General features: G+C 61.0%; 10 protein-coding genes, 1 pseudogene and 1 riboswitch. Of the genes and pseudogenes, 6 read left to right on the forward strand and 5 right to left on the reverse strand.

Going from position 1 to position 15,643, the window contains the following annotated elements:
- Window positions 1–5: 5 nt before the first annotated feature.
- Both AB1J88_RS25815 and AB1J88_RS25820 read right to left on the reverse strand, forming a co-directional pair.
- On the reverse strand, window positions 6–848 hold the full coding sequence (locus AB1J88_RS25815) for a methyl-accepting chemotaxis protein (protein WP_371851365.1): 843 nt from the start codon (window positions 846–848) through the stop codon (window positions 6–8).
- A 12-nt stretch (window positions 849–860) separates the two neighbouring features.
- Window positions 861–2,207: pseudogene (locus AB1J88_RS25820) on the reverse strand (HAMP domain-containing protein); the annotation flags it as partial.
- A 203-nt stretch (window positions 2,208–2,410) separates the two neighbouring features.
- Between AB1J88_RS25820 and AB1J88_RS25825 the strand changes: the two are divergent.
- Window positions 2,411–3,229 (forward strand): M48 family metallopeptidase, encoded by an 819-nt coding sequence (locus tag AB1J88_RS25825; protein WP_025109318.1) that lies wholly within the window; start codon window positions 2,411–2,413, stop codon window positions 3,227–3,229.
- A gap of 192 nt (window positions 3,230–3,421) precedes the next feature.
- On the opposite strand, the gene AB1J88_RS25830 is transcribed toward AB1J88_RS25825, so the two are convergent.
- The 3 genes from AB1J88_RS25830 to AB1J88_RS25840 form a co-directional block, all read right to left on the reverse strand.
- Complete coding sequence (locus AB1J88_RS25830) at window positions 3,422–4,006, reverse strand: TMEM165/GDT1 family protein (RefSeq protein WP_430292237.1); 585 nt, start codon at window positions 4,004–4,006, stop codon at window positions 3,422–3,424.
- 72 nt (window positions 4,007–4,078) lie between these two features.
- Window positions 4,079–4,218: riboswitch (yybP-ykoY riboswitch) on the reverse strand.
- A gap of 39 nt (window positions 4,219–4,257) precedes the next feature.
- Window positions 4,258–5,256 carry a class I SAM-dependent methyltransferase gene (locus tag AB1J88_RS25835; RefSeq protein WP_003228088.1) on the reverse strand — a complete coding sequence of 333 codons (999 nt, stop codon included), beginning with the start codon at window positions 5,254–5,256 and terminating at the stop codon, window positions 4,258–4,260.
- Between the two features lie 33 nt (window positions 5,257–5,289).
- Window positions 5,290–6,255 (reverse strand): 2-hydroxyacid dehydrogenase, encoded by a 966-nt coding sequence (locus AB1J88_RS25840; protein ID WP_430292239.1) that lies wholly within the window; start codon window positions 6,253–6,255, stop codon window positions 5,290–5,292.
- A gap of 241 nt (window positions 6,256–6,496) precedes the next feature.
- Between AB1J88_RS25840 and AB1J88_RS25845 the strand changes: the two genes are divergently transcribed.
- The 5 genes from AB1J88_RS25845 to AB1J88_RS25865 all read left to right on the forward strand — a co-directional run bounded on the left by AB1J88_RS25845 (window position 6,497) and on the right by AB1J88_RS25865 (window position 15,622).
- The gene (locus AB1J88_RS25845; RefSeq protein ID WP_027612203.1) at window positions 6,497–7,126 is read left to right on the forward strand and encodes a LysE family translocator; all 630 of its coding nucleotides are present in this window, start codon (window positions 6,497–6,499) and stop codon (window positions 7,124–7,126) included.
- 256 nt (window positions 7,127–7,382) lie between these two features.
- Window positions 7,383–9,065 (forward strand): fatty acid--CoA ligase, encoded by a 1,683-nt coding sequence (locus tag AB1J88_RS25850; protein WP_430292240.1) that lies wholly within the window; start codon window positions 7,383–7,385, stop codon window positions 9,063–9,065.
- A 338-nt stretch (window positions 9,066–9,403) separates the two neighbouring features.
- Window positions 9,404–11,293 carry a DUF1302 domain-containing protein gene (locus tag AB1J88_RS25855; RefSeq protein ID WP_430292241.1) on the forward strand — a complete coding sequence of 630 codons (1,890 nt, stop codon included), beginning with the start codon at window positions 9,404–9,406 and terminating at the stop codon, window positions 11,291–11,293.
- A 28-nt stretch (window positions 11,294–11,321) separates the two neighbouring features.
- Window positions 11,322–12,686, forward strand: coding sequence for a DUF1329 domain-containing protein (locus AB1J88_RS25860; protein ID WP_041072394.1), 1,365 nt, complete (start codon window positions 11,322–11,324; stop codon window positions 12,684–12,686).
- A gap of 203 nt (window positions 12,687–12,889) precedes the next feature.
- Entirely contained in the window at window positions 12,890–15,622 is a 2,733-nt protein-coding gene (locus tag AB1J88_RS25865) for a LuxR C-terminal-related transcriptional regulator (RefSeq protein ID WP_430292242.1), read from the forward strand.
- Window positions 15,623–15,643 lie beyond the last annotated feature (21 nt).

Raw genomic sequence — 15,643 nt, forward strand, 5'->3', positions numbered from 1 at the left:
TGCTGTTAAACCTTGAACTGATTGATCAAGCGCCGCTGCTGCTCCGCCAGTTTGGTCAGGCCGGCACTCGCCGAACTCGACTCATCCGCACCGCCCGCCACTTCATTGGCCACCTGACCGATATTGATCACGTTGCGGTTGATGTCATCCGCCACGGCGCTTTGCTCTTCAGCGGCACTGGCGATCTGCGTGTTCATGTCATTGATCACCGACACCGCCTGAGTAATCGTCTCCAGCGCTTCGGCGGCTTTCGCCGCGTGCTGCACACTTTCGTCGGTGCGGTTCTGGCTGTCCTCCATGACCCGCACTACGTCGCGGGTGCCCTGTTGCAGTTGCTGGATCATGCTCTGGATTTCTTCGGTGGCCTTCTGGGTCTTCTGCGCCAGATTGCGCACCTCGTCCGCGACCACGGCAAAGCCGCGCCCTTGTTCGCCGGCACGCGCCGCTTCGATCGCGGCGTTCAGCGCCAGCAGGTTGGTCTGCTCGGCGATCCCGCGAATGGCAGTCAGGATCGCGTTGATGTTTTCACTGTCCTTGGCCAGGGTCTGCACCACGCCCACGGCTTTGCCGATTTCCAGCGCCAGCGCACCAATCGAATTCGAGGTGTCACGGACGATCTGCATGCCCTGGCCTGCGGCCTGATCCGCATGGCTGGCGGCTTGCGCCGCCTGGGTGGCGTTGCGCGCCACGTCTTGCGCAGTGGCGGTCATTTCCTGCACGGCAGTGGCGACCTGATCGATCTCGGCCATTTGTTTCTGAATGCCGATGTTGGTGCGAATGGCGATGTCGGCCGTGTGTTCGGAGGAATCGCTGACGCTCTGCACCGACGTCACCACCTGCGTGATCATCGCCTGCAACTTGGCGAGGAAGGTGTTGAAGCCTTTGGCAATCGAGCCGAGTTCATCGCTGCGATCACTGCTCAAGCGGCGGGTCAGATCGCCTTCACCTTTGGCAATGTCATCGAGCATGGCGACCATCTGCTTCAGAGGGCGGGCGATGCCGTGGCCCACCAGCCAGATCACCAGCAGGCCGATGCCGGCGATGATCAGACCGACCATGGCCATACCGAAGGTGTCGGATTTGCGCTGGGCATCGAGGTCGGCCTGAAGTTTCTGCAGATCGGCCATTACCGCGTTCAGCGGCAGTTGCAGCATCAGGGTCCAGCGCGCGTCGGTCTGGCCGATGCCGAATGGCAGGTACAACTCGATGCGGCCCTTGTCCTTGTTGACGGAGTAGGTGACTTCGCCGCGTTTGAGATTGGCCATGTTGGCAATCTGTTCGGCGTCGAGAATGTCGCTGACCTTTTCACCGAATTTGCTCGGGTCCTGGGTGTAGGCCACGATCCGCCCGTTGCCGCCGATCAGGGCCATTTGCCCGGCGCCGCTGTACAGCTTCTGGTTGGCGGCGAGGAGCATGTCCTGAATGAAGTTCACCGACAGGTCGGCGCCGACGATGCCCTGAAAAGCGCCGTTGAGCATGATCGGTTCAATGAACGAGGCGAGCATGACGACTTTGTCGCCGACTTTGTAAGGCGCCGGATCGATCACGCAGGGCTTTTTGGTTTCCTTGGAACAGAGGTAATACTCACTGGCGCGCACCCCGGTGGACAGGGTTTTCTGATCGTCGACATCGGCCAGTTTGTCCACGCCCAGACTGCCGTCGGTATTGCGGAACCACCACGGCAGGAAGCGTCCGTTGGCAGGGTCGATACCGATCACGGCGCTGCCGACGTAGGCCGCGTCATTGTGATCCAGTGCGTTCTTTTCCCAACCGATGTAGGTGCCGAGAATCTTCGGGTTCTGCTCGACGTTTTCCTTGATCAGGCTGATCAATTGCTCGCGGCTGATGCTCAGTCGCGGCTGGCCGTCGGCGCCCGGTGTGCCGAGCAGCGCATTGACCCGCACCAGTCCGCCGGCAATCAGCAGCGGCGCTTCGAGTTCGCGCTGGATCTGGCTGACCTGGGTCTGCGCCAGCGAGGTCAGGCGCTGTTCGATGACCTGCTCGAACTGCGCCTGGGTGCGCTGCTGCACCATGTCTTGAGTGCGGGCGCCGGAGAACAGCGCGTACAGCACCAGCGCGGCGACCACGCTGAGGACGATGGCGCCGGCCAGGGCGGCGACGGAAAACTGGATCGACTTGAACTTCATGGGAGCTCCGCACGCAAGAGGACGTCTGCGCTGTTGTATCGGCAGCAGGCATTGCGCCATGAGTGTTGGACGGAACAAAGGGCGGAGGATGTCGCAAATGGATCGGTGCACGACGCAGCGGCAGCAGACTTGCCGGTTGCTGTGAATTTTTTACGACAACAGCGGTGGGAAACTTCCGAAAGACGCTGCAACGCGTCTGTTGTATCTGGCGCCGATACAATTCACCCCCTACGATACGCGGCAGGTTTTCAGGGAGCTTTTGAATGAACAAGACATTGGTTGTAAGTGCACTGAGCGCAGCGCTGTTGCTGGCCGGTTGTCAGTCGGTCAACACCACCAGCGGCGGAGCCGTGGGCGTGGAGCGCAAGCAGTACATGTTCAGCATGCTGTCCTCGCAAGAGGTCGACCAGATGTATGCCCAGTCCTATCAGAAGACCGTCGGCGAGGCGTCGAGCAAAGGCGTGCTGGACAAGACCAGCCCGGAGGCCAAGCGGGTTCAGGCCATTGCCAACCGCCTGATCGCCCAGGCACCGAATTTCCGCCCGGATGCCGCGCAGTGGCAATGGGAAGTCAACCTGATCAAGAGCGATGAGCTCAACGCCAACTGCGGCCCTGGCGGCAAAATCATTTTCTATACCGGGCTGATCGACAGCCTGAAGCTGACCGACGATGAAATCGCCGCAGTCATGGGCCACGAAATCGCTCACGCCCTGCGCGAGCACGGTCGTGAAGCGATGTCCAAGGCTTATGGCATTGAAATGGCCAAGCAGGGTGCCGGTGCGCTGTTCGGTCTGGGCCAGGACAGCCTGGCGCTGGCCGACACCGTGGCCAACTACGGCATGACCTTGCCCAACAGCCGCGCCAATGAAAACGAAGCCGATCTGATTGGCCTCGAACTGGCCGCCCGCGCCGGGTACAACCCGAATGCGGCGATCACCTTGTGGAACAAGATGAGCAAGGCCTCGGAAGGCGCACCGCCGGAATTCATGAGCACTCACCCGGCCTCGTCCAGCCGCATCGCCTCGCTGCAGGCAGCGATTCCGAAAGTGATGCCGTTGTACGAGAAAGCGCCGAAGTCCTGAGTCCGTCGGGGGTTTGAAGGGAACCGGCTTTATTGTGGTGAGGGGATTTATCCCCGATGGGCTGCGAAGCAGCCCCAAAACCTATGACTGCGGTGTACTGGGTGCACCGAGGTGGTCAGCTTGGGGGCGCTTCGCGCCCCATCGGGGATAAATCCCCTCACCACAGGTTTTGGGTAGTTCAGTAGACGGGGGTTAAACCCAGCCACTGCTCTGCATCGCCTTGTACACCGCAACGATCGCCAGAATCAGGAATGCCGAAGCCGCCAAGCGACGGATCAGCGTCAGCGGCAGTTTCTCCGCGGCAAAGTTACCCGCCAAGACCACCGGCACGTTGGCAATCAACATGCCCGCCGTGGTGCCAATGATCACCAGCCACAGCTCAGGGTATTGCGCCGCCAGCATCACGGTGGCGATCTGGGTTTTGTCACCGATTTCCGCCAGGAAGAACGCGATCAGCGTGGTCAGGAAGGGCCCGAACTTGCGCGCGGTGCCGGCTTCATCGTCATCCATCTTGTCCGGGACCAGCGTCCACAGTGCAGTGGCGGCGAAGCTCGCGGCAAGAATCCAGTGCAGTACCGAATCGGAGAAGAAGCTGCCGAACCAGGCGCCGACCGCACCGGCTGCCGCGTGGTTGGCCAGGGTCGCGGCGACGATACCGGCAATGATCGGCCAGGGTTTGCGAAAGCGAGCGGCGAGAATCAGCGCGAGCAGTTGCGTCTTGTCGCCGATTTCGGCCAAGGCAACGATTGCGGTGGGAACGAGTAACGAGTCCAGCATCAGGATTTCCTAAGGGGCGGGTCGACACGGCTATGACACGTACAGCCTTCCCGCCCCGGGTAAGGTGTGCGTGTCATAGGTCTTGTCAAACCCTGCGATCCGTCTGGTGCGGACGCTGAGGTCGCATACGCCATGATCTGAGGATCAAGTATGTTGACGTATGCCGGACGAGCTTGGCGCTCGTGGGAGACTACTCCCCTAGGACGGAGCGGATTCTGCCTAGGCAGAATCCATTCGGCAAGTGCTAATTTTCAGCCGCGTTTGGCCCGGTAAATCCGGAAACCATTGCCTTCGGCCTTGATCGCACACACGCCCAGATGCTCTTCGATCAATGGCTGATACTTCAGGAAGCTGTTCGCAACCAAGCGCAGTTCGCCGCCGTTTTTCAGATGTTTGGCTGCTTTTCGCAGCAAGTTCTCGGTAGCGAAATAGTCTGTATGCACCCCGACATGGAACGGCGGGTTGCTTAGAATCGCGTTCAACCCCATGGGTGCAGCATCGATGCCGTCACCGGTCAGCACTTCGGCTTCCAGACCGTTGGCCGCCAAAGTAAGACGACTGCTGGCGGCGGCGAAGGCATCGACGTCGAGCAGGGTCACCTGATTGTGCGGATAACGCCGTTTGACCGCCGCGCCCAAAACCCCGGCGCCACAACCAAAATCCAGCAGATGACCACTCGGCAGTTTGTCCAGGTGCTCCAGCAGCAGCGCGCTGCCACGATCCAGTCGGCCATGACTGAAAACGCCCGGCAGGCTGATGACTTTAAGCGGGCCTTCGGCCAGTGGCAGCTCGTAAGTCTGCGCCAGGCTTTCCAGCGATTTGGCTTCCGGCGCATTGGCCACGGTCACTTGCCACAGTTGGCAGTGACGGGCGCTGTCGAGTTTGCGCGGTTTGCCAAACGGGTTGAGCTGCTTGGAAGCGCCCTCGATACCGCTGCGTTTTTCCCCGACCAGAAACACCTCGCGCCCGGGCAGACGTGCGGCCACCGCGTTGAGGATGTAATCGGTCAGGTCCTTGGACTTGGGCAAAAATACCACGGCGCTGTCGAACTCGCGCTCCGGCACGTTTACGCCGAAATGGCTGCGACCTTCGAAGCGCGCATCGAGAGCGGCCTGATCGCCGGCATGCCAGCACCAGCCGAACGCATTGGGCAGGCGCCCGAGCAGATCGTCGGCAGGCAAACCGGCCAACAACAGCGAACCCTGGAATAACTCGGCCTGACGAAGCAGTACTTCACTGCGCGGATCCATAACTGCTCCTTGGAAAAAAAGTGCCGCAGTTTATCAACTGACGACCCGCAGCGCTTTACCGCTGAAGAATGCCTGGGCGTTTTCGGTCAATTGGCCGACGATGCGTTGCCGCGCTTCGCGACTGCCCCAGGCGTTGTGCGGAGTGACGATCAGCCGTGGAATGTCGGCGGCCAGCAGCGGATTGCCGTTGACCGGCGGTTCGACGCTGAGCACATCGGTCGCCGCACCGCCGAGGTGACCGTTGCGCAGGGCATCGGCCAAGGCTTGCTCGTCGATCAAACCACCGCGAGCGGTGTTGACCACAAAGGCGCCGGGTTTCATCGCCGCCAGCTCGCGGGCGCCGATGAAGTGCCGGGTGTGTTCGTTGAGCGGACAGTGCAGGGTCAGGGCGTCGATCTGCGGCAGCAATTCGTTCAGCGGCAGACGGTCCGGCCGCGCCGGGCGGCCGGGAATCTGCCCGAGCAATACACGCATGCCGAACGCTTCGGCCAGGCGCGCGACCGCGCTGCCGAGCTCACCGTGACCAAGCAGGCCAAGGGTTTTGCCCTCCAGTTCGACAATCGGGTAGTCCAGCAGGCAGAACTGTCTGGCTTGCTGCCAGCGACCATCGCCGACGGCTTTTTGATAATCGGCCAGGCGGGTGGCGAGGTTGAGCAGCAACATGATCGTGTGCTGCGCCACCGACGGCGTGCCGTAACCCTGACAGTTGCACACGGTAATGCCGTGGGCGCGGGCCGCGTCCAGATCGACGTTGTTGGTGCCGGTGGCGGTGATCAGGATCAGTTGCAGATCCGGATTGGCGGCCATCGCGGCGGCGTCGATGCGGATCTTGTTGGTGATCGCCACGCGGGCACCGTGCAGGCGTTCGGCGACTTGTTCCGGTGCGGTCTGGGCGAACAGTTGCAGGTCGCTGAAGCAGGCGCGCAACGGGCTGAGGTCAAGATCGCCGAGATCCAGAGACGGGTGATCGAGGAATACGGCGCGGCGCGGGTTCGTCATCAACTGTACCTTTTGTGCTTGGAACGGAAGGCGTAATCTGCCGAGCCTACCAGATGAAACAATTGGTTACTCAGAGCCAGAGGTACTCACAAGTCCTTTGGGAGCGAGCTTGCTCGCGAAGAGGGCGGATCAAGCGAATTGCTGTTGTCTGACACACCGCTTTCGCGAGCAAGCTCGCTCCCACAGGGAAAACATCTGCGCCATGAGTCCGATTTGACTGATTACTTCCAGAGGAGCCCCCATGTACTGGACCGAGTTCTTGACCGTTGCCCTGATCCACCTGCTGGCCGTGGCCAGCCCCGGCCCGGACTTTGCCGTAGTGGTGCGCGAGAGCGTGACCCATGGTCGTCGCGCCGGCACCTGGACCGCGCTGGGTGTGGGCACGGCGATTTTCCTGCATGTGGGTTATTCGCTGCTGGGCATCGGCCTGATCGTGTCGCAGTCGATCGTGCTGTTCAACGCCTTGAAATGGGCCGCCGCCGCTTACCTGCTGTACATCGGCTTCAAAGCCTTGCGCGCGCAGCCGGCGAAAACCGTTACCGATGACCTGCACAAGGAAGCTGGCGTGCGTACCGCGCGCGGCGCCTTCACTTCAGGCTTCGTCACCAATGGCCTGAACCCGAAAGCCACGCTGTTTTTCCTGTCGCTGTTCACCGTGGTGATCAACCCGCACACGCCACTGGCGGTGCAGGCGGGTTACGGGGTTTACCTGGCCGTTGCGACCGCGTTCTGGTTCTGCCTGGTGGCGATGCTGTTCAGTCAGCAACGTGTACGTGCCGGTTTTGCCCGCATGGGCCATTGGTTCGACCGCACCATGGGCGCGGTACTGATCGCTCTCGGCGTGAAAATCGCGTTCACCGAGATGCATTGATCAATACTCACCTGTAGGAGCTGTCGCAGGCTGCGATCTTTTGATGTTGCTTTTAGAAGATCAAAAGATCGCAGCCTGCGGCAGCTCCTACAGAAGAGCAAGCGGCCTGATCGGCGCTGAATACCGGCAAATGCTGGCGCAAAGCTAGCATTTGTACGGCTGTGCAAATCATTCCTTCGGCTGATTTGGCTGGGGTATAACGGCTCTAGAGTAATGCTCTCTACGCCAACACCGTGCAGCCAGAAAAGGGATTCATATGTTGCAGACTCGCGTCATTCCCCCGGCCGATGGGGCCTACCAGTATCCATTGCTGATCAAGCGGTTGCTGATGTCCGGCGCCCGTTACGAGAAAACCCGCGAGATCATCTACCGAGACCAGTTGCGCTACAGCTATCCGACCCTGATCGAGCGGGTTGCGCGGCTGGCCAACGTGTTGACGGCGGCCGGGGTGAAGGCGGGTGACACCGTGGCGGTGATGGACTGGGACAGCCATCGCTACCTGGAGTGCATGTTCGCCATCCCGATGATCGGCGCGGTGATTCACACCATCAACGTACGCCTGTCGCCGGAGCAGATCCTCTACACCATGAACCACGCCGAGGACCGCTTCGTGCTGGTCAACAGTGAGTTCGTCGGACTGTATCAGGCCATCGCGCCGCATCTGACCACGGTGGAGAACACCCTGCTGCTGACCGATCTGCCGGAAAAGACCGCCGAGCTGCCGAATCTGGTCGGCGAGTACGAGCAACTGCTGGCCGCCGCCAGTGCGCACTACGACTTTCAGGATTTCGACGAAAACTCCGTCGCCACCACGTTCTACACCACCGGCACCACCGGCAATCCGAAGGGCGTGTATTTCACCCATCGGCAACTGGTGCTGCACACCATGGGCGTGTCGACGATCATGGGCGCGATCGACAGCGTGCGCCTGCTCGGTACCAACGACGTGTACATGCCGATCACGCCGATGTTCCATGTGCATGCCTGGGGCCTGCCGTACGTGGCGACGATGCTCGGGCTCAAGCAGGTTTATCCGGGGCGTTACGACCCGGAGTTCCTGGTCGAGCTGTGGCGCAAGGAGAAGGTCACGTTCTCCCATTGCGTGCCGACCATCCTGCAAATGCTGCTCAACGCCAAAGGCGCGCAGGGCACCGATTTCGGCGGCTGGAAAATCGTCATCGGCGGCAGTGCGCTCAATCGCACGCTGTATGAAACCGCCAAGGCCCGGGGCATTCAGTTGACGGCGGCGTACGGCATGTCGGAGACCGGGCCGCTGGTCTCGTGTGCGCACCTCAACGACGAACTGATGGCCGGCACCGAAGACGAGCGCACCACTTACCGGATCAAGGCCGGTGTGCCCGGGCCGCTGGTGGAGGCGGCGATCGTCGACGCCGAGGGCAACTTCCTCCCCGCCGATGGCGAAACCCAGGGCGAGCTGGTGTTGCGCGCACCGTGGCTGACCGAAGGCTATTTCAACGAGCCGCAGAAAGGCGCCGAACTGTGGGCCGGCGGCTGGCTGCACACCGGCGATGTGGCAACGCTCGACAGCATGGGCGTGATCGACATCCGCGACCGCATCAAGGACGTGATCAAGACCGGCGGCGAGTGGATCTCTTCGCTGGATCTCGAAGACCTGATCAGCCGTCATGTGGCGGTACGTGAAGTAGCAGTGGTGGGCATCGCCGATCCGCAGTGGGGCGAGCGGCCGTTTGCGCTGCTGGTGATCCGCGAAGGGCACGAGATCGGCGCGCGCGAGCTCAAGGAACACCTCAAGCCGTTCGTGGAATTGGGGCACTTGAGCAAGTGGGCGATTCCGAGCCAGATCGCCCTTGTTACGGAAATTCCCAAGACCAGTGTCGGCAAGCTCGACAAGAAGCGCATCCGCCTCGACATCACCGAATGGCAGGCCAACAACAGCACCTTCCTCTCGACACTTTAAGTGTCTGCTGGCGCGCCGAAAACGGCGCGCCAGACCCACCAAGCAAGCGCTTGGCTTGTTAAATCGAAAAAATCAGCCATCCTTGCCGAGCCGACATCTGTCGGACTGGCGAAAGGACTGTTCCAGAGTGGCCGGCAGCTGCAAATCACACTTTAGAGGGATCAAGCGATACCCGCCTGCTGGCTATAGTCCGCTCAAGGATTTTTAAGAACGGGGCACACGCACGACACGGGGCGATGCAACTTTGGAGTGACGTCGGGCAGCTACTGGCTCCCGGTCTTCCAGGCGTTTTTAAAAGTACTCAATGCCATAACAATAATGCACATGGAGTAGCGTCGATGACATCAGTAAACCAGTTCTGGCGCCGGGCTAAACTGCCTCTGGCCGTCAGTCTTGCCTCTACGCTCGCCGGGCCCGCATTCGGCGTCAGTTTCAACGTCGGTGAAATCGAAGGTCAGTTCGACTCTTCGCTCTCCCTGGGCATGAGTATCTCGACTCAGCAGCCGAACAAGGACCTTATTGGTGTCAACAACGGCGGCAAGGGCCTGTCCCAGACCTCCGACAACGGCCACCTGAACTTCAAGAGCGGGCAAGCCTTCTCGAAGATCTTCAAAGGCATCCATGATCTCGAATTGAAATACGGCGAAACCGGAGTCTTCGTTCGGGGCAAATACTGGTACGACTTCGCGCTGCAGAACCAGGACCTGGAATACAAGGACGTCAGCAACCACAACCGCGATGTGGCGGCGCGTTCTTCCGGCGGGCAGATCCTCGACGCCTTCGTTTACCACAACTACTCGATTGCCGATGAGCCAGGTTCGGTGCGCTTGGGCAAGCAGGTAGTGAACTGGGGCGAAAGTACCTTCATCGGCGGTGGTATCAACTCGATCAACCCGATCGACGTGTCCGCGTTCCGTCGTCCGGGTGCCGAGATCAAGGAAGGTCTGATCCCGGTCAACATGTTCTACGTGTCGCAGAGCCTCACCGAAAACCTTTCGGCCGAAGGTTTCTATCAGATCGACTGGCAGAAGACTGTCACCGACAACTGCGGCACGTTCTTCTCGCAGCCGGACATCGTCACCACCGGTTGCGACGACAACCTGCGGGTATTGAACAAGCGCTCGACCATCCCTGCCATCGCGCTCGGCCCGTTGGCAGGCGCGGGTGTCGACGTCAACGAGGAGGGTGTGCTGGTGCGCCGTGCGCCTAACCGCAATGCGCGTGACAGCGGACAGTGGGGCGTTTCCGCCAAGTACATGTTCGACCCGCTGGCCACCGAGTTCGGCGCCTACTTCATGAACTATCACAGCCGTGCGCCGATCTTCAGTGCCACCGGCGCGCCACAGTCGATCTATAACGGCGTCAAGGCACTGCCAGGGCCGTTCCAGGCATTGGGCCCGCTGGTCGTGGCAGGCAACTCGGAATACTTCATCGAATACCCTGAAGACATTCGCCTCTACGGTCTGAGCTTCTCCACCACCTTGCCTACCGGTACGGCGTGGAGCGGTGAGGTCAGCTACCGGCCGAATGCGCCGGTACAGTTGAACTCCACCGACATCCTGTTCGCCGGTGTGCGTCCGCTGGGTGGCGCGTTGACCAATGCGTCGGTCCTTAACGGCGTGCCGGGCCAGGATCTGCACGGTTACAACCGCAAAGAGATCACCCAACTGCAAACCACCCTGACGCACTTCTTCGATCAGGTGATGGGCGCCAACCGTCTGACCCTGGTGGGTGAAGTCGGCGTGACCCACGTCGGTGGTCTGGAAAGCAAGTCCGAAGCCCGTTACGGCCGCGACCCGGTGTTCGGCCCGGGTGAATTGCCTGCCACTGGCGGTCTGAACACCTGCTCGCAGATCCTCAACACCTCGACCATCAACGGTGCCGGTCCGGGGGCGTCGCGCGATAACGTGTCCAGCAACTGCAACAACGACGGTTTCACCACCTCGACCTCGTGGGGCTATCGCGCTCGTGCGATCTGGGATTACAGCGACGTGTTCGCCGGTGTGAACCTCAAGCCGAACGTGGCCTGGTCGCATGACGTGAAAGGCTACTCGCCAGGCCCAGGCGGCAACTTCGAGGAAGGTCGCAAGGCGATCAGCCTCGGTCTGGATGCCGAATACCAGAACACCTACACGGCGAGCCTGGCCTACACCAACTTCTTTGGCGGCGACTACACGACCGTGGACGATCGTGACTTCGTTGCCCTCAGTGTTGGCGTGAACTTCTAAGCACAGTTTTTTCAGGACGAACACACATATGAAAATAACAAAGAGTCTGTTCCAAGCCGGTGTTCTGGGGCTGTCGCTGCTGGCGACCAGCGTCATGGCGGCCGTTCCCGCCGCCGAAGCCGACAAACTGGGCAAGAGCCTGACGCCGATGGGCGCTGAAATGGCTGGTAACGCCGACGGTTCGATTCCGGCCTGGAAACCGCTGCCGAAAAATGCCGGTACCGTCGACAGCAAGGGTTTCCTGTCCGACCCGTTCGGCAGTGAAAAACCGCTGTTCACCATCACCGCGCAGAACGTCGAGCAGTACAAGGCCAAGCTCGCTCCGGGCCAGTACGCGATGTTCAAGCGCTACCCGGATACCTTCAAGATGCCGGTGTACCCGTCCCATCGCGGTTCGACCGTGCCGGATGACGTGTTTGCCGCGATCAGGAAGAACGCCACCACCACCAATCTGGTTGCCGGCGGTAACGGTCTGGAAAACTTCGACACCGCCGTGCCGTTCCCGATTCCGAAAAGCGGTCTGGAGGTGATCTGGAACCACATCACCCGCTATCGCGGTGGCAGCGTGACCCGTCTGGTCACCCAAGCCACGCCGCAAACCAACGGCTCGTTCAGCCTGGTGTATTTCCAGGACCAGTTCGTGTTCCGCGACAAGATGAAGGATTACGATCCGGCCAACCCGGGCAACATCCTGTTCTACTTCAAGCAGAAAGTGACCGCGCCGGCACGTCTGGCCGGTACCGTGCTGCTGGTGCACGAAACCCTCGACCAGGTGAAGGAACCGCGCAAGGCCTGGGTTTACGCCACTGGCCAGCGCCGTGTACGTCAGGCACCGCAAGTGTCCTATGACGGGCCGGGTACTGCCGCGGATGGTCTGCGCACTTCCGACAACCTCGACATGTACAACGGTGCGCCGGATCGCTACGACTGGGCGCTGGAAGGCAAGAAAGAGATGTACATCGCCTCCAACAGCTACAAGATCGACTCGCCGACCCTCAAGTACGCCGACATCATCAAGGCTGGCCACATCAATCAGGATCTGACCCGTTACGAGCTGCGTCGGGTCTGGCACGTGGTGGCGACCCTGAAACCGGGTCAGCGCCATATCTACGCCAAACGTGACTTCTACATCGACGAAGACACCTGGCAGGCAGCGGTCATCGACCATTACGACGGTCGCGGTCAGCTGTGGCGTGTGGCCGAGGCGCATGCCGAGGATTACTACGACAAGCAAGTGCCGTGGTACGCGCTGGAAGCCCTGTACGACCTGCAATCGGGCCGTTACCTGGCACTGGGCATGAAGAACGAAGAGAAATCAGCGTATGACTTCGGCTTCTCTGCCACCAAGAGCGAATTCCAGCCGGGCAACCTGGGCCAGGACGGTATCCGCTAAGCTTTGACCCGAGGCCGCATCCTCGAAAAAACGCCCCGACTGGTTCGGGGCGTTTTTTTGCGTCGCGCTTTTGCGCACGAGCGCCTGCTGGCTCGTAGTCTTTTTGTAGCCATTTGTAGCAATAACCTTCAAACCCTCTACGTTTACCGCTAGTCTGCGGACATCTGCTACGCCGCCAACCGCCATTCAAACAAGAGCCGGCCATGACTGATCTGTCCCCGCTTCCGGATCCTGCAAGCGCTGCCGTTGCGACGCTGGACGGGCGTTTTTTTCGCCCGCCGTTGCCCGACGGCCATGTGTCGCGACCGCGCCTGTGTGAGCGCCTGAGTGCGGGGCTTGCGGGGCGCCTGTTGCTGGTCTGCGCTCCAGCAGGCTTCGGCAAGAGCTCGCTGGCGGTGGAGTTCTGTCAGAGCCTGCCAGCGCACTGGCGAAGCCTCTGGTTGGGCCTGAGCCCGCGGGATAACGATCCGGGACGTTTTCTCGAGCGCTTGCTGGAAGGACTGCAGGACTACTTTCCGAATCTGGGCAGTCGCGCGCTGGGCCTGTTGAAGATGCGCCAGCGCCATCAGCCGTTTGCCTTCGAAGAATGGCTCGACGGCTTGCTCGATGAGCTGGCGCTGCAACTGCAGCCAACGGCGCCACTGCTGCTGGTGCTCGATGATTACCATCTCGCCCAAGGCCCGGTGCTCGACCGCTGCCTGCAGTTTTTCCTCAATCACTTGCCCGATGGCTTGCTGGTCATGGTCACCAGTCGGCAGCGTCCGGACTGGCATCTGGCGCGCCTGCGCCTGTCGCGACAACTGCTGGAACTGCACGAGCAGGATCTGCGTCTGACCCATGACGAAGCACTGACCCTGCTTGATCGACACAGCAGTTCATTGCGCGGTGAAGCCCTGGAAAATCTGATCCAGCGCAGCGAAGGCTGGGTGGCCGGGCTGCGTTTCTGGTTGCTGGCGGCATCTGAAGCCGGCAGCGAGGCCGCGTTACCGCAAGCGCTGAACGGCGGGGAGGGGCTGATTCGCGACTATCTGCTGGAGGAAGTCATCGATTGCCTGCCCTCCGAGGTACAGGCATTTCTCTACGACACCGCGCCTCAGGAACGCTTCTGCAGCGAGCTGTGCGACGCGGTGCGTGAAGCCCACGACAGCGCCGAAATCCTGCGGTTTCTGCTGGCGCATCAGGTGTTCCTGGTACCACTGGACGAGCACGGTCACTGGTATCGCTATCACCATTTGTTTTCCGATCTGCTGCGCAGCCGGCCCGTGACCCAGACGCTGGTACCAGCGGCGACCCTGCATTTGCGCGCCTGCCGCTGGTTCAATGCTCAAGGGCTGCTCGACGAAGCCGTGGAGCAAGCCTTGCGCGCCGGCCACCTGGATGTGGCGGCGAATCTGGTGCAGAACTTGTCCGAGGAGCAACTGCTCGCCGAGCAGAACGTGGGCATGCTACTGCGCTGGAAAATGGACTTGCCCGACAGTCTGCTGATCAGCACGCCACGCTTGATCGTGCTGTACAGCTGGGCGCTGGGGCTGGCCTGTCAGTTGGATGCCGCTGAAGAGCTGGCCAGTCATTTGAGTCGCTTCCTGCCAGCGCCTTCGGCCTCTGCGCAGAAGTCGATGCTTGCACAATGGCTGGCGCTCAGCGGGATCATCGCCCGGGGCCGTGGCCAGCGTGAACTGACTCACCGCTATTGCAGCGAAGCGCTGGAAAGCCTGCCGGTAAAACGTTACGGGCAACGTCTGATGTGCCTGTCGACCTTGTCCAATCTGGCGATCGCCGACGGCGACCTGTGGCGCGCCCGGGGCTTGAATCGCGAATCCCTCGAGCTGGCGCAGCGGGTTGGCAATCCGTTGTTCGAAGCCTTGGCGCATTACGACCGGGCACGGGTACTGCAGTCGCGCGGGGAAATATTGCGCGCGCTGGATGAGGTGCATCAGGGCCTGGAACGGTTGCGTGGACTGTCCCCGCAACGTCTGTATGCGGTACGTGCGCGGCTGACGCTGTACGAAGGTTTTCTGTTGTCCATGCGCTTGCAACCCCAGCAGGCCCGGGCGCGGTTGCTGAGCGGTGTGGCGGAAGCGCGGGCTTGCCGCGATATCAGTGTGTTGATCGGCCACTGCGTGATCGCCCGTCTGGACGGCGGTGCCGGCGAGTTTGCCAAAGCCTTTGCCGAACTTGCCGAAGCCGAGCGCCTGATGCACATCTGGGACGTCCCGCCGATCTACTATCTGGCAATGATCACCCTGGTCAAATGCGAACTGTGGCTGGTGCAGGGCCGTACCGATCTGGCCGAGGCCTGGCTGGCGCGTCTTGGTCAGACCTACACCGGAGAACGTGCGGCAGCGCCGCCGGAGTTTCATCCACAGTTGCCTTTGCACGTCGAACTGCAGCAGGCGTTGCTCGATGTTATCAAAGGGCAGCCGATGCTTGCCGAAGGGCGCTTGAATGTGCTGCTGGAAAACGGTCAGCAAACCGGTCGACAGTTGCTGTGTGTAATGGCGCTGGCGCAGAAGGTCGCCTTATTGCTGGGCACTGGCCGCGAAACGGAAGCACGCAAGGTCTTGAGTCAGGCGCTGGAAGCGGCGGCGGGCGGCGTGATACAGCCGTTTGACGCCCTCGTCAGAGAACATCCGGACTGGTTGCGCAGCCAATTGCACGCTTCACCTGCGCTGGCCGGACAGCACTTATTGGCGCATTTTCCGCTGGTGGCTACTCGTCCAGTGGCCGAGTCCACCGCTACCGAACAACTCAGCAGCCGGGAGCTGGCGGTGCTGCGTTTGATTGCCCAAGGCTGTTCCAATCAGGAGATCAGTGAGCAGCTGTTCATTTCACTGCACACGGTGAAAACCCATGCGAGTCATATCAACAGCAAACTTGGCGTTGAGCGGCGTACGCAAGCGGTGGCGCGGGCTAAGGCCCTCGGAGTCCTGAGCTAGGCATAAAACATCGACAAAAAA

It is taken from the genome of Pseudomonas sp. S8 (assembly GCF_050473925.1).
In the GTDB taxonomy this organism is placed as follows: domain Bacteria; phylum Pseudomonadota; class Gammaproteobacteria; order Pseudomonadales; family Pseudomonadaceae; genus Aquipseudomonas; species Aquipseudomonas parakoreensis.

Bases quoted from the DNA above. Each gene is read 5' to 3' on its own strand.
- AB1J88_RS25815 (WP_371851365.1), bottom strand. From the start codon at position 848: ATGATCACGCAGGTGGTGACGTCGGTGCAGAGCGTCAGCGATTCCTCC.
- AB1J88_RS25825 (WP_025109318.1), top strand. From the start codon at position 2,411: ATGAACAAGACATTGGTTGTAAGTGCACTGAGCGCAGCGCTGTTGCTG.
- AB1J88_RS25830 (WP_430292237.1), bottom strand. From the start codon at position 4,006: ATGCTGGACTCGTTACTCGTTCCCACCGCAATCGTTGCCTTGGCCGAA.
- AB1J88_RS25835 (WP_003228088.1), bottom strand. From the start codon at position 5,256: ATGGATCCGCGCAGTGAAGTACTGCTTCGTCAGGCCGAGTTATTCCAG.
- AB1J88_RS25840 (WP_430292239.1), bottom strand. From the start codon at position 6,255: ATGACGAACCCGCGCCGCGCCGTATTCCTCGATCACCCGTCTCTGGAT.
- AB1J88_RS25845 (WP_027612203.1), top strand. From the start codon at position 6,497: ATGTACTGGACCGAGTTCTTGACCGTTGCCCTGATCCACCTGCTGGCC.
- AB1J88_RS25850 (WP_430292240.1), top strand. From the start codon at position 7,383: ATGTTGCAGACTCGCGTCATTCCCCCGGCCGATGGGGCCTACCAGTAT.
- AB1J88_RS25855 (WP_430292241.1), top strand. From the start codon at position 9,404: ATGACATCAGTAAACCAGTTCTGGCGCCGGGCTAAACTGCCTCTGGCC.
- AB1J88_RS25860 (WP_041072394.1), top strand. From the start codon at position 11,322: ATGAAAATAACAAAGAGTCTGTTCCAAGCCGGTGTTCTGGGGCTGTCG.
- AB1J88_RS25865 (WP_430292242.1), top strand. From the start codon at position 12,890: ATGACTGATCTGTCCCCGCTTCCGGATCCTGCAAGCGCTGCCGTTGCG.